At 75.0% G+C, this 13,573-nt stretch carries 14 protein-coding genes and 1 tRNA gene; 7 read left to right on the forward strand and 8 right to left on the reverse strand.

Translation table 11 applies throughout. The features are described 5' to 3' along the window. Positions 1–232 precede the first annotated feature (232 nt). A complete protein-coding gene (locus PV410_RS41400; RefSeq protein ID WP_500331818.1) occupies positions 233–364 on the forward strand; it encodes a hypothetical protein in 132 nt (43 codons plus the stop codon). A gap of 320 nt (positions 365–684) precedes the next feature. On the opposite strand, the gene PV410_RS41405 is transcribed toward PV410_RS41400, so the two are convergent. Further along, a complete protein-coding gene (locus PV410_RS41405) occupies positions 685–1,446 on the reverse strand; it encodes a MerR family transcriptional regulator (RefSeq protein WP_500331820.1) in 762 nt (253 codons plus the stop codon). Between the two features lie 199 nt (positions 1,447–1,645). On the opposite strand from PV410_RS41405, the gene selA reads away from it, so the two are divergent. Beyond that, on the forward strand, positions 1,646–2,992 hold the full coding sequence (selA, locus tag PV410_RS41410; protein WP_500331822.1) for an L-seryl-tRNA(Sec) selenium transferase: 1,347 nt from the start codon (positions 1,646–1,648) through the stop codon (positions 2,990–2,992). Between the two features lies 1 nt (position 2,993). Further along, the gene (selB, locus tag PV410_RS41415; RefSeq protein WP_500331824.1) at positions 2,994–4,796 is read left to right on the forward strand and encodes a selenocysteine-specific translation elongation factor; all 1,803 of its coding nucleotides are present in this window, start codon (positions 2,994–2,996) and stop codon (positions 4,794–4,796) included. Positions 4,797–4,817: 21 nt separating this feature from the next. Here selB and PV410_RS41420 read toward each other — a convergent pair. Then, positions 4,818–4,911: transfer RNA gene (locus PV410_RS41420), tRNA-Sec, on the reverse strand. Positions 4,912–5,029: 118 nt separating this feature from the next. On the opposite strand from PV410_RS41420, the gene selD reads away from it, so the two are divergent. From selD to PV410_RS41435, 3 genes are all read left to right on the forward strand, one after another. Continuing rightward, positions 5,030–6,067, forward strand: coding sequence for a selenide, water dikinase SelD (gene selD / locus PV410_RS41425; RefSeq protein ID WP_500331826.1), 1,038 nt, complete (start codon positions 5,030–5,032; stop codon positions 6,065–6,067). Positions 6,068–6,155: 88 nt separating this feature from the next. Continuing rightward, positions 6,156–7,109 carry a threonine/serine dehydratase gene (locus PV410_RS41430; RefSeq protein ID WP_500331827.1) on the forward strand — a complete coding sequence of 318 codons (954 nt, stop codon included), beginning with the start codon at positions 6,156–6,158 and terminating at the stop codon, positions 7,107–7,109. Positions 7,110–7,173: 64 nt separating this feature from the next. Next, positions 7,174–7,788, forward strand: a complete 615-nt coding sequence (locus PV410_RS41435) for a YcxB family protein (RefSeq protein ID WP_500331829.1) — start codon at positions 7,174–7,176, stop codon at positions 7,786–7,788. Here PV410_RS41435 and PV410_RS41440 read toward each other — a convergent pair. From PV410_RS41440 to PV410_RS41465, 6 genes are all read right to left on the reverse strand, one after another. Continuing rightward, positions 7,742–8,401: a TetR/AcrR family transcriptional regulator gene (locus tag PV410_RS41440; protein WP_500331831.1), complete on the reverse strand. Its 660-nt coding sequence runs from the start codon at positions 8,399–8,401 to the stop codon at positions 7,742–7,744. The two genes, PV410_RS41435 and PV410_RS41440, sit on opposite strands and share 47 nt — an antisense overlap. Before the next feature lie 25 nt (positions 8,402–8,426). Beyond that, positions 8,427–9,530 (reverse strand): DNA alkylation repair protein, encoded by a 1,104-nt coding sequence (locus PV410_RS41445; RefSeq protein WP_500331833.1) that lies wholly within the window; start codon positions 9,528–9,530, stop codon positions 8,427–8,429. Positions 9,531–9,551: 21 nt separating this feature from the next. Then, a complete protein-coding gene (locus PV410_RS41450; RefSeq protein WP_500331847.1) occupies positions 9,552–10,046 on the reverse strand; it encodes a winged helix-turn-helix transcriptional regulator in 495 nt (164 codons plus the stop codon). 99 nt (positions 10,047–10,145) lie between these two features. Beyond that, positions 10,146–10,505 carry a nuclear transport factor 2 family protein gene (locus PV410_RS41455; protein ID WP_500331835.1) on the reverse strand — a complete coding sequence of 120 codons (360 nt, stop codon included), beginning with the start codon at positions 10,503–10,505 and terminating at the stop codon, positions 10,146–10,148. A 27-nt stretch (positions 10,506–10,532) separates the two neighbouring features. Next, positions 10,533–11,318, reverse strand: a complete 786-nt coding sequence (locus PV410_RS41460) for an SDR family oxidoreductase (RefSeq protein ID WP_500331837.1) — start codon at positions 11,316–11,318, stop codon at positions 10,533–10,535. 150 nt (positions 11,319–11,468) lie between these two features. Continuing rightward, a complete protein-coding gene (locus PV410_RS41465) occupies positions 11,469–12,482 on the reverse strand; it encodes a thaumatin family protein (RefSeq protein WP_500331839.1) in 1,014 nt (337 codons plus the stop codon). A gap of 210 nt (positions 12,483–12,692) precedes the next feature. Here PV410_RS41465 and PV410_RS41470 point away from each other — a divergent pair. After that, positions 12,693–13,573 (forward strand): RNA polymerase sigma factor (locus PV410_RS41470; protein ID WP_500331841.1); only part of this gene is annotated, 881 nt, incomplete at its 3' end.

Consider the following 13,573-nt stretch of genomic DNA (forward strand, 5'->3'; position numbering starts at 1 on the left):
CTGCAGCGCTTCGGCACCTTCGAAGCGGGCGTCACCTCCACCAAGGACCCCGCCTACGTGGTGAAACCCCAGCGCGAACGCCTCCAGGCCCGCGCCGAGGACGACGACCGCTGCGCCGGGACGTGACCCCCGGGCACCCTCCCGTCACGGGCCCTCACCCCGGCGGTGCGACGACCGCGCCGACCCCGCCCGGCGCAGCCGCGTCCGCGCCGCCGTAGGCGGACTGGCCCTGATGGCGGGCAGCGCCCTGCAGCGCTTCGGCACCTTCGAAGCGGGCGTCACCTCCGCGAAAGACCCCGCCTACGTGGTGAAACCCCAGCGCGAGGCACGCGCCGAGGACGACGACCGCTGCGCCGGGGCGTGACGCTGCGATGACCGGGCCGACCTCGCCGGGCGCAGCCGTGTGTAAGCCGCCGTGGGCGGGCCCATGACGGAGGCGGCCTGCGCGAGGCGTCCGAGTGCGTCGCGCCGGGCGACGCGCTCACCGCACTGACCCTTGCCACGACGCAGCCACGCCCCGGCGGCCCTTGGCGCCAGGGGGTGCGCGGAGGGTGCTGCGCCCGGTGGGCGGCGCCATGGTCGAACGAGGCCGCCACGGGCCGGTCCGGCCCGCCGGTGCCCGGGCGTGAACGGCTTCCGGCACATACCGGCGGCCGGCCACGGCCCCACCGTTGACCCGGGTGCTCAGCCCAGCCGGGAGTCGGCGTAGGCCAGGTTGACGTCGCGCTGGTAGGCCGCGAGGCCCGGCGCGATCGCCTCGTACGCGGTGCGCCACCGCTCGTCGTCGACGCAGGCGCGCCCGATCGCCCGGTACTCGTCGGCGGTGACGGGGCGCATGGCGGTGAGCGCGCGGTACTGGACATCGGCCTCGGCCTGGGCGGGTGCCCCGTCGGCCGGGACGCCGGCGGCCATCAGCTTGGCCAGCCGGATCATCTGTGCGGTGCGCTCGCGGTGCCCGGCGTCGATCTCGGCCTCGCTCATGCCGGCGGTCCTGCGGGCGACCGCTTCGGCGTGCTCGGGGAAGTCGCGCAGGCTCTCGCCGTACTGGTCCGGCCGCACGCCTTCGAAGAGGTTGTCGGGGCGGTTGATGGCGTCCATGGGTGTGCCGTCCTTCCTGGATTTCTCCAGTCCGGCGATCGTGCGGGAGACGGTGCGGGCGAGTGCGTCGAGCCGGTCCCGTTCGGCGAGCAGCCGCCGGTGGTGCCCGCGCAACGCGTCCACCTCGTCGACCTGCCGGGCGAGGACCCGGCCGATCTCGGGCAGGCCGAGCCCCAGCGTCCGCAGGACGAGGATCTGCTGCAGCCGCAGGAGCTGCGCCTGCCCGTAGTAGCGGTGACCGCCGGCGCCGGTCCTGGCAGGCGGCAGCAGACCCGTCTCGTCGTAGTGCCGCAGGGTCCGGGCGGTGACGCCGGACATCCGGGCGACCTCCGCGATCGGCCACTCCATCGCCGCTCCCTCACGACCGCTTCCTCGGGCCGGTCCCTCCGGCCCTGGTCAGGACGGTAGAGGTTGCCGCTGCGGCAACCGCAAGCCCCGGACCACAGCATCCCGCGGCACCGGGCTGCGCGCCGGTGTGGCGGGAGCGCCCCGCGGCCACCGCCGCCGTACCCTTGGCCGCAGCCAGGCCAGAGCGAAGGTGCTGCTGATGGACCGCGACCGGACCTCCACCGCTCCCTCCCCGCCCGCCGACGCGCGCCGCCGGGTGCCCCGCACGGACACGCTGCTCGCCGACCCCCGGCTCGCCGCGGCCGCGGAGCGGCTCGGGCGGACCGTGGTCAAGGAGGTGGTGGCCGGGGTACAGGAGCGGGCGCGGTCCGGAGAGGTCCCCGTCGACGAACTCGCCGAGCGGGCCGTCGCGGCGCTCCCGGCGACCGCCGCCGGGCTGCGTCCGGTGCTCAACGCCACCGGCGTCTTGCTGCACACGAACCTCGGTCGTGCCCCGCTGTCGGGGGCGGCCCGCGACGCGGTGCTGGCCGCCTCCGGGACGACGGACGTGGAGCTGGATCTCGCCACCGGCGCGCGCTCCCGCAGGGGGCGTTCGGCGCTGGAGGCGCTGCTGCGGCAGGTGCCCGCCGCCGAGGCGGCCCATGTGGTCAACAACGGCGCCGCGGCGCTGGTGCTGGCGGCCACGGCGCTCGCACAGGGCCGGGAGATCGTCGTCAGCCGCGGTGAGCTGGTGGAGATCGGGGACGGCTTCCGGCTGCCCGACCTGCTGGTCTCCACGGGCGCCCGGCTGCGCGAGGTGGGGACGACCAATCGGTCCGCGCCGGAGGACTACGCGGCGGCCGTGGGGCCGGACACCGGGTTCGTCCTCAAGGTGCACCCGTCCAACTTCCGCATCACCGGCTTCACCCGGGACGTGCCCGTCGCGGAACTGGCGCGGCTCGGCGTGCCCGTGGTGGCCGACATCGGTTCCGGGCTGCTGGTCCCCGACCCGGTGCTGCCGGACGAACCCGACGCGACGAGCTGGCTGCGCGCGGGGGCCTCCCTGGTCACCGCCAGCGGCGACAAGCTGCTGGGCGGACCGCAGTGCGGCCTCGTGCTGGGCCGCGCCGACCTGGTGCGCAGGCTCGCCCGCCACCCGCTGGCCCGTGCGCTGCGCGTGGACAAGCTGACCCTGGCGGCCCTGGAGGCGACCGTCCGCGGCCCTGCCACCCCGACCCGGACGGCGCTGCACGCCGACCCCGCACGGCTGCGGGACCGGGCCGGACGCCTGGCCGCCGGGCTGCGTGCCGACGGGTTCGACAGCCACGCGTGCGACTCGCTGGCGGTCGTCGGCGGGGGCGGTGCCCCCGGCGTCACCCTGCCCAGCGCCGCCGTGTCGTTGCCCGCCGCGTACGCGGTCCTGCTGCGGCGGGCCGATCCCGCCGTACTGGCCCGCGTGGAGGAGGGCCGGTGCCTGCTCGATCTGCGGGCGGTGCCGGAGGAGGCGGACGAGGAGCTGGCGGTGGCCGTGCGCCGGGCCGGCATCCTGCCGGGAACGGAGGGCTGACGTGCACGTCATCGCCACCGCGGGCCACGTCGACCACGGCAAGTCCGCGCTGCTGCGGGCCCTGACCGGGATGGAACCCGACCGCTGGGCGGAGGAGCGCCGGCGCGGCATGACGCTGGACCTCGGGTTCGTGTGGACGCGGCTCCCCGGCGCGGGGGACGTGGCCTTCGTGGACGTGCCCGGCCACGAGCGCCTGGTGGGCAACATGCTGGCCGGTGTCGGCCCGGTTCCCGCGGTGCTCTTCGTGGTCGCCGCCGACCAGGGCTGGCAGCCGCAGTCCGAGGAGCACCTCGCCGTCCTGGACGCCCTCGGCGTGCGGCACGGCGTCCTGGCCGTCTCCCGCTGCGACCTCGCCGACCCCGACGCGGCACGCAAGGAGGCCGGGGCCCGCATCGCGGAGTCCTCGCTCGGCGACGTGGAGTGCGTGGCCGTCAGCCCCGTCACCGGCGCGGGGCTCGACGCACTGCGGGCGGCCCTGGTCCGGCTGGCGGGCGGGCTGCCCGCCCCCGATCCGGCGGCGGACGTACGGCTGTGGGTCGACCGCGCGTTCACCGTGCGGGGCCGGGGCACGGTCGTCACCGGCACGCTCGCGGCGGGCACCGTCCGGGTCGGCGACCACCTCCACCTCGCCCGTGACGGACGGCCGTTGCGCGTGCGGGGCCTGGAGTCCCTGAAGGAGCCGACGCAGGAGGTGGGCGCGGTCGCCCGGGTGGCGGTCAACGTCACCGGGCCCGCGGCGGGCGACCTACGGCGCGGGGACGCGCTCCTCACCCCGGACCGCTGGCTGACCACCGACCTCGTCGACGTGCGGCTGCGCGGCGACCCCTCCGGCGACCTGCCCCGCGAACTCATGCTGCACGCCGGCTCGGCCGCCGTGCCGGTGACGGTCCGTCCGCTCGGCGACGACAGTGCGCGCCTGCGGCTGGCGACGGCGCTGCCCCTGCGCGTCGCCGACACGGCCCTGTTGCGCGACCCGGGGCGGCACCGCATCCCCGCGGGGCTCACCGTCCTCGACGTCCGTCCGCCCCGGCTGACCCGCCGTGGCGCTGCGGCGGCGCGGGCCGCCGAACTCCGGTCCGCCGCCGGGGTCGGGGACGGGGCTGCGGGACTGCGCCGCCGTGGACTGGTCCGGCGCGCGGAACTGCTCGCCATGGGGGTCCCGGCACCGGGCGACCCGGTGGCGGGCGACTGGCTGGCGGACCCGGAGCACTGGGCGGCGCTGCGTGAGCGGCTGCGGGAGGCGGTCGAGGAGCACGCCGTAGGTCACCCGTTGGAGCCGGGCATGCCCTTGGAGTCGGCCCGCCAGGCGCTCGGCCTGCCGGACCGCACCCTGGTGGAGGCACTCGCCTCGGCCGTACCGGGCCTGCGGCACGGCGACGGCAGGCTGTACGGGAGCCACGCCCGCCCGACGCTGCCGCCCGCGGCCCAGGCCGCCGTCGAGGCGGTACGCGCCGATCTGGCACGTACGCCGTTCCGCGCGCCGGAGGCCGAACGGCTGGAGCAGCTCGGGCTGACCCCCAAGCTCCTGGCGGCGGCAGAATCGGCGGGCGCGCTGCTGAGGATCGGCGAGGGCCTCGTGCTGCTGCCGGGCGCGGACGCGCAGGCGGCAGCCGTACTGGCCGGGCTGGAGCAGCCGTTCACCGCGAGCGAGGCGCGCAGGGCCCTGGACACCACCCGGCGCGTCGTCATCCCCCTGCTGGAGCACCTGGACCGGCAGGGCCGCACCGTCCGGCTGGACGGTGCCGTCCGCCGCTGCCCCGGGGCGGGCGCCGCAAAAGCGCCGGGCAAGTCCGATGAGGGCTGAAGCACCGGGGCGGAGCGGCCCGCGGAGACGGACGGGAATCGAACCCGCCTGCCCGAGTTGCTCGGACACCTCGGTTTTGAAGACCGGGAGGGCCACCAGGCACCCTTACGTCTCCCCGCCGGACCGGAGGCCCATGGAACAGCCGGCCACCACCCAAGTCAACCCGCCACACGGGATGTCACCCGGGCCCGCGCAACCACGCCCGGCCCCACAGCGGAAGGACCACAGCAGCCATGACGGGAACCGGCGTCCGGCAGGACAGCGTGCGACTGACGCAGTACGCCCACGGCGGCGGCTGCGCCTGCAAGATCCCCCCAGGGGAACTGGAGCAGATGGTGGCGGGGCTGACGCCCGAAGGCATGGCGGGCGCCCTCGGGGCCGACCTGCTCGTGGGCCTGGACACCGGCGACGACGCCGCCGTCGTCCGGCTGCCCGGCGGATCCGGCGGAACCGGCGCACGGGCGGTGGTGAGCACCGCCGACTTCTTCACCCCGGTGGTCGACGATCCGTACGACTGGGGGCGGATCGCCGCCGCCAACGCCCTTTCCGACGTCTACGCCATGGGCGGCACCCCGCTGGTGGCCGTCAACCTCTTGTGCTGGCCGCGGGACGTCCTGCCGCTGGAACTGGCCCGGGAGGTGCTGCACGGGGGGCTGGACGTCGCGGCCGAGGCGGGCTGCGCCGTGGGCGGCGGCCACAGCGTCGACGACCCGGAGCCGAAGTACGGCATGGCCGTCACCGGCACCGCCGACCCGGACCGCCTGCTGCGTAACGACGCCGGCCGGCCCGGTGTGCCGCTGTCGCTGACCAAGCCCCTGGGACTGGGCGTCCTCAACAACCGCCACAAGACGACCGGCGAGGTCTTCCCGCAGGCCGTGCAGACCATGACCACGCTCAACCGGGACGCCGCCGCGCAGGCACTGGCGGCGGGCGCGGTGTGCGCGACCGACGTGACCGGCTTCGGGCTCCTGGGCCACCTGTACAAGCTTGCCCGCGCCTCCGGGGTGAGCGCCGTCGTCCACGCCTCGGCGGTTCCGTACCTCGACGGCGCGCGGGAGGCCGCCACGGACGGCTACGTCAGCGGCGGCACGCGCCGCAACCTGGACTGGGTCGCCCCGCACACCGACTTCGGCGGCGCCGACGAGGTGACCCGGTTGCTGCTGGCCGACGCCCAGACCTCCGGCGGCCTTCTGGTGGCCGGGGAACTGCCCGGTGCCCCGGTCATCGGGGAGCTGGTGCCGGCCGGTGAGCACCGGCTCGTCCTCCGCTGATCGTCCCACCCGCGGCCCGACCTGCCGGAACAGTGGTTGTTACACTGTTTCTCCGGACGACGACTCCATCACCCGCCCGGAGAGAACCGTGACCATCACCCACGCCGACGTACGGGCCGCGGCCGCCCGCATCTCCGGGCACATCCGCCCGGTCACGCTCGCCCCGGTGGACCAGGGGGCGTTCGGCGCCGCCGTACAGGGCTGGCTGGCGCTGGAGTCCATGCAGCACACGGGGTCGTTCAAGGCGCGCGGTGCGTTCAACTTCCTCCGCCGCCACGTCGAGCGGGACGCCATGCCCGAGGCCGGCGTGGTCATCGCCTCCGGGGGCAACGCGGGCCTGGCATGTGCCTGGGCCGCGGCCCGGCACGGCGTGCCCGCCACGGTCTTCGTCCCCGAGACGGCGCCCGCGGTCAAGGTCGGGAAGCTGCGCGACCTTGGCGCGGACGTGCGCCAAGTCGGCAGCGAGTACGCCGAGGCCCTGGAGGCCTCGCAGAAGTACGCCGCCGAGAGCGGCGCGCTGGAGTCCCACGCCTACGACCATCCGCTCATCGCGGCCGGGGCGGGGACCTTGATGGAGGAGATCGTCGCGGCGCTCCCCGGCCTGGACACGGTGGTCGTCGCGGTCGGGGGCGGCGGACTGTTCGCCGGGGTCGCGGCGTCCGCGCTGGAGCACGGGGTGCGGGTGGTGGCGGTGGAGCCCGAGGGGTCGTGCGCGCTGCACGCGGCCGTCGCGGCCGGCGAGGTGGTGGACGTACCCGTCCGGTCCGTCGCGGCGGACTCCCTGGGCGCGCGCCGGGCCTCCCGCACGGCCCTGGAGTGGGCGCTGAAGGACGGCGTGCGCTCCGTCCTCGTCCCCGACGAGGCGATCGTCGCGGCCCGCCGCACGCTGTGGGACCACCGCCGCCTCGCCGTCGAGCACGGCGCCGCGACCGCCCTCGCCGCCCTCACCTCCGGCGCCCACCGCCCCGCCCCCGGCGAGCGCGTCGCCGTCATCGTCTGCGGGGCGAACACGGATCCGTCCGACCTGGTGCGCGTCTCCTGAGGGTTCATCCGACGGAACGCCACGGGCCTGGCGCCCGCAGCCCCCGGGGCGGTTGAATGCCGCGGTGACGAACGACATGCGGGAACAGTCCTCCACGGGGTCGCCCAGCGACGGAGTACGAGCCGTCGAGTTCACCTGGCTGCCGGGCACGGACGACATCGCCGAGGTGCTCGGCGCGCAGAGGCGCCGCCTCGAGCTCTGGCGTGGCCCGCTGTTCTTCGCCGCCGTCATGGTCGCGGTGATCGCCGGACTGCGGGTGTTCGCTCCCGATGCGGCCGACATCACCGGTCTGACCGTCGGCGGCGGCCTGGGAACGCTGACCTGGCTCATGGCCGGAGTGTTCGACCGGCGCCGCCAACTGCGGAAGGCGACCGCGTACGCCCGCTCCCAGGGCGAATGCACCATCAGCGTGGACGACGACGGCATCCGCACCGCCTCCGCCTTCACCGAGTTCAAGGTGCCCTGGACGTCGCTCACCCACTACGTCGAGACGCCGCGGCTCTTCCTGCTGGTCCACGGCGACGGCTTCAGCAGCATGAGCCTGCTGCCGAAGTGGGGCCTGGGCGGCGGACCGGAGGTGGAAGGGCTGCGCACGATCGTGACCCGGCACCTCGGCCCACGGCCGCGCGCCGTCAGCGGTGCCCGGCCGGGAGGTGCTCGGCGCTGGCGGCGTGGATGAGGGCGCGCAGCGCCTCGTAGTAGACCTCGTGGTCGACCAGGGCGGGGAGGACGACGTTCATCGCACCGGTCAGCGTGGGGAAGTCCTCGGGGTCGAGCGCGGCCAGGGCCGTGCGGGCGGAAGCGACGACCTTCTTCTCGTCGCGCTGGTCGCCGAAGGCGACGGCACCGAGGGTGAGCAGGTAGAGCCGGCGGTAGACGCGGATGGCCGTCCCGGCGTCCATGCCGGCGGCGACGCTGTGGGCCATCTGCGGCTCGACGAGCCGGCCCAGCATCTGCGGGCCCAGCCAGGAACGGCCGGCGCGCAGCGCCACCAGTCCCGGGTGCCGGGTGAGCAGGCGGTACAGGCCGGTGAAGCGGGTCTCCGTCGCGGCGGCCCAGTCGCCCTCCAGGGGCACCAGGGCCAGCGACGCGGCGACATGGTCGGCGCAGGCGCTCAGCAGCCCGTCGAAATCGCCGCAGCGCCGGAAGACCGTGGCGTGCGAGACGCCGAGGCGCGTGGCCACGGCGCGGAAACTGAGCCCGGCGGGCCCGTCCTCGTCGATGACGGCGAGCGCCGTCTGCGCCACGGCGTCCAGCGTCGGCTGCTCGGCGGCCGCCTGCTTCCTCTTCACACGCGACAGCGTATCGAGCGGTGTGTCAGACGGTGACGACGTCGAAGGGCACCTTGCCGCGCGGCTCGCCGTTGACCTGCAGTTCGAGGGAGTGCTCCCCGGGGTGGAAGACCCGGGTGCTGATCGGCTTGAAGGAGCGGGTGCCGGTGTGCTCGCTCCGCTCCCCCGGCTGGAGGGTGCGGGTCGTCAGCTTGTAGACCTTGGGCGCCGTGGTGCCGTTGGCCTTGCGGTAGTGCACGACGTAGTCGACGACGAGGCGGAGCGGCGTGTCGCCGTGGTTCTCCAGGGTGAAGGCGAAGCGCAGTTCCCCGCCCACCTCGACGACGGGCCGGGCCACGGAGGGCCCTTCGACGGTCAGGCCCCTGGCGGGCTCGAACCCCAGCAGTGCCAGGGCTCCTTGGTCGCCGCGCTTGACGGCGGTGCGCAGCGCGTGGCGGACGAGCCGGGGCGTGTGGGTGTCGGGGGCCACCGACCACCGCCGGGCCGTCTCCACGGCCAGTTCCACCCGGACGTGGCTGATGTCGTTGACGTGGTTGGCGACGGACCTGCGGACGTACTCCGAGGGGTCCTTGTAGAGAGCGCCCAGGATCGGCAGGGTCGCCTCGGGCCGGGCGAGGATCGCCGGTACGCGCACCGCCCACGGCAGGCGGGGGCGGGTTCCCTCGCTGGCCAGGCGGCGTACGTGCTCGTCGGGGTGTTCGGTCCATCGGGTGACGACGGCGAGCGCCCGGTCGAGGTCGGCGTTGAGCAGGCGGCGGATGGCGAACTCGGCGGTCAGGCGCGGGGTCAGGTCCGCCAGCAGGTGGAGTCCGTCCTCGAAGGCCGTGCCCTCGGGGGTGCCGGAGGCGAGGGCGGCGACCGCCTCGGTGACCGGCCAGATCATCCAGCCGGTGAAGCGCGGGTCGGGCAGCGTGGCCCGGACGACGGCCTCCAGGGCCGCGGGATCCGTCGGGCCGGAGGCGAGCATCGCGTCCCGGACGAGGTCGCTGCGTTCACGCAGTGCCAGGCCGTCGAGCGCCGGAAGGGCGTCGCGCACCGCGGCGGCCATCGGTGCCTGGCCGGCCGCCGTCAGGCAGTCGGCGAGCCCGGCCACAGCGGCGGGGCCGAGCAGTTCGTCCGCGGTGGGCACGGGACCTCTTCCTCCGGTGGGTCAGGTACGGTCGCGGCCCGCGTAGCGGGCGCGCATGATCTCGCTCGCGGCGGGGCCCGCGGCGTAGACGAAGGCCTCGCTGTCGTCGAGCCGCCGGCCCGTGGCGGCGTCGACCACGACCGGCTCGACCTCCTCGCCGGTCTCCGCGTCGACCAGGATCATGCTGCGCTGCTCCGGCGCCAGACGGGAGTTGCCCCATGCGGCGAGGGCCACGACGACCGGGCGCAGCGAGCGGCCGAGGTCGGTGAGGAGGTACTCGTAGCGGGTCGGGTGGGTCTGGTACGGCCGCCGTTCGAGCAGCCCGTCCTCGACGAGGGTCTTCAGGCGGGTGGTGAGCATGCTCGACGAGATGCCGAGGTTCTCCTGGAACTGGTCGAAGCGGGTGTACCCGTCGAAGGCGTCGTGCAGGATGAGCAGCGTCCACCACTCACCGACGTGCCCGACGGTCGTCGACAGCGGGCACTCACGGTCCTCCAGCCGGATGCGGCTCACCATGTCGACCACCTCCGTGCGGTTGGTGCCAGGGTCGGCGCAGGCTGTGGCTTTCATGTTAGCAGCAACCCTGGCACCCCCCGTCGAGGACAGATCCGGGGGTCAGGCCCCGATCTCCAGGCGTTCGATGAGGCCGTCGCGCAGGGCGAACCGGTAGCGCAGGTCGACGGTGCCGCCGGGGAAGTTCCCCTCGAGGTGCTGGACTGCGACGTAGTGGTGGGCGCCGGCGCGCTCGGCGCCGGTCAGTTCCGTGGTGTAGGTGTACTCGCTCGCCGCGGTCTCCAGCCATTCCCGGATCGCCGCCGTGCCGTGCCGTGTCGCGCCCTCGTCCGTCACGACCGCGTCGCCGGTGAAGGCCGAGAGGGCGGTGGCGGTGTCGCGGACGCGGTGGGCGGCCAGGTAGCGGGTGATCACCTCGGGGAGGCCGGTGGTGGGGATGGGCTGCGGGCCGGTGGTGTTCATCGTGGTCCTTCCAGGGGAGGGGGCCGGTCAGAGGGTGGGGACGGTGCCGCCGTCGATGACGTGTTCGGCGCCGACGATGGCCGACGCGCGGTCGGAGACGAGGAAGGCCACCAGCTCGGCGACCTCCGCGGGTTCGTTGGGCCGGCCGAGGGGGATGCCGCCGAGGGAGTCCATCAGGCGCCCGAGGGCGGCCTCGGCCGAGATGCCCGCCTCGCGGGCGATGCGGTCGACGAGGGCGTCGGCGGCCGCCGTCCGGACGAAGCCCGGCGAAACGGTATTGACACGGACGCCGTAGGGCGCGACCTCGTTCGCCAGGCCCTTGCTGTAGGTCGCCAGGGCGGCCTTGGCCGCGGCATAGGCGAGGGTGCCGTTCCACAACGGCATGCGGCGCTGGATCGAGGTGACGTGGACGACGGCGCCCCCACCGGACTCGATCATGCCGGGGAGCAGGCCGCGGTCGAGTCGGACGGCGGCGAGGAGGTTGGTGTTCAGCTCCTTCGCCCAGTCGTCCTCGTCCAGCGCCGCGAAGCCCCCGGCGGGCGCCTCGGAGTGGCCGAGGTTGTTGACGAGGACGTCCACCCCACCCACCCGGTCGATCACTTCGCGAACGACGGCCGCGGCCCCCTCGGGGGTGGTCAGGTCCGCCGCGATGAAGGTCTTCGGGTCAGCGTCCGCGGGCTCGTGGCGGGCCGTCACCAAGACGGTCGCACCGGCCTGGGCCAGCCGGCGGGCGACGGCCGCGCCGACGCCTTTGGTGCCTCCGGTGACCAGGGCACGACGGCCGGCGAGGGATTCGTTCAGGGCGACGCTCACACTGCACTCCGGGTGACTGCTAGAACAGAAGTTATGACTTTGACCTTAGCAGCTACTCCGGACAAGAGCGCCCGGGGCTGGGAGGACCCGGGCAGCCCGGCGGGCCTCGCCGAGCTGCGCCGTTCCCTCCGCCGCGTAGCGTGCCGCGGGCTACCCCGTGGTGCCGAAGGTCACCCGGTAGGCGCACCGGCCCTTGCACGCCATGGTCGCCGCGTCGTCGAAGGCGTACGAGTAGGCGTACGGCGCGGCGTCCTTGAAGACCCGGGTGTAGTCGACGGGCCATTTCGACGGCACGCAGTGCTCGCGGCCCGCCCAGGCACCGCGGCAGCAGTAGGCGTCGCCGCCGAAGGCCGCGCAGGGCGGCTTGCAGCCGATCACCTGCCCGCCGGCCTTCGCCTGCATGGCGGCCGGGCAGTCGACCGGCTCGGTGCACGCCCCGCGGTAGCAGCCGTCGGGGCTGACCGGGTCGCGGGTGGTGGTGCGGGAGATGTTGATGTACATGGGCAGGTTGGCGCCGTCGACCATGCTGACGTCGTAGAAGTCCATCCCCGCGTAGGCGTCGAAGCTGAACTCCCCCAGCGTGGTGGGCGGGTTGGGCCCGGTGCACACCGATGTGCAGTCCCCGGTACGGCAGGGCCCCGCGGCCGTGGAGTCGCAGCCCGTCCGGCCCCAGATGCGGCCGCCCCAGCCGTCCGGCACCGTGAGCGCGGTGCCCTGCCCGGGGGCGAGCCGGCGTCCCCGCGGATAGGCCGGCGAGTCGGTGACGACCGCCCAGACGGTTTCCTGGGTGCGGTTGACCAGGGTGATCAGCCGCGTGCCGGGCGGGGTGGCGGCGGACGTCCGTCGTGTCCCAGGGGTCTTCGTGGCGGTGGCAGCCGTGGGGCCGGGCGTTCCCGAAGGACGGGCGCTCGGTGAGGGGAGCGTGGCCGAGGGCGAGGGTGACACGGACGGAGGCGTCCCGCGGGAGGGGGCGGCGGACGTGCCGTGGGCCGTGGTGGCGCCGCGCCCGCCTTCGGCCGTCGCCCCGCCGGGCCGGAACGGTGACAGCGCGCCCCCGGCGATCAGCGCCGTGACCGCGATCCCGGCCGCCGCGAGCACCGCGACGGCCGCCCACCGTCCGCGCCCGGTCCTGGATCCGGTTCCGTGCCGGCTGTGTCGTGCCATTCTTGTGCCTTCCTCGTCCTCGCCTGGTGCGTACGCACGTATCGGGGACCGCCGGGGCCACCGGCGGACAACACAAATCCGCTGACGGAACCTGCGGGATTTGTGTTGTCCGGGCACGCGCGGCCCGTCTCCTGTAGGTGGAGGCATCGCGGTCGCCGGACGGCCGCGCGGTCGTGGACGGCGAGACCAAGTAGGGAAGAGTGGGGCCACATGCGCAAGACGCACCGGAGCGGACCCGGCGCCGGGGTGGTGGTGGCGGCACGCTCGGGCGACCGGCAGGCCCTCGACCGGCTGGTGGCGGAGTGCCTGCCGCTGGTCTACAACATCGTCGGACGGGCGCTGGACGGCCATGCCGACGTCGACGACGTCGTACAGGAGACGCTGTTGCGCATGGTGCGGGGGCTGTCGGAGCTGCGGGACCCGGCGGCGTTCCGGTCCTGGCTGGTGGCGATCACGATCCGGCAGGTCCGCGACCGTGAGCGGGACCGTGCCGTGGCCCGGCACCGCAGCGCCGGCCTGGAGGACGCCGAGCGCATACCGGACCCGGCCCTGGACTTCGCGGGGTTGACGATCCTGCGCCTCGGGCTCACCGAGCAGCGCCGTGAGGTCGCCGAGGCCACCCGGTGGCTGGACGAGGACGACCGGGAGCTGCTGTCGCTGTGGTGGCTGGAGGAGACCGGGGAGCTGGAGCGGGCCGACCTCGCCGCCGCGCTGGGCCTGTCGGACCGGCACGCGGCGGTACGGGTGCAGCGCATGAAGAAGCAGATGGAGGCCTCCCGCGTGGTCGTCCGGGCGCTGGCCGCGGCGCCCGGCTGCGGCGAGTTGCGGGCGACCGCCACCTGGGACGGCGTGCCGAGCCCGCTGTGGCGCAAGCGGTTCGCCCGGCACATCCGCGGGTGCGGTGTCTGCGGCGGGATGGAGGAGGGGCTGCTCCCCATGGACCGGCTGCTCAGTGGGCTGCCGCTGCTCGCGGTGCCGCCGGCGCTGGACCCGGGGCGGGTGGTCGCCGCGGTGACCGGGCAGGCCGGGACCGGGCCCGCACCCGTGCCCCGTCCGGCCGCCCGCGGCGCCCACCGGGCCACCGGCCGGGC

The organism is Streptomyces sp. PA03-5A, from assembly GCF_033792725.1.
Classification (GTDB): domain Bacteria; phylum Actinomycetota; class Actinomycetes; order Streptomycetales; family Streptomycetaceae; genus Actinacidiphila.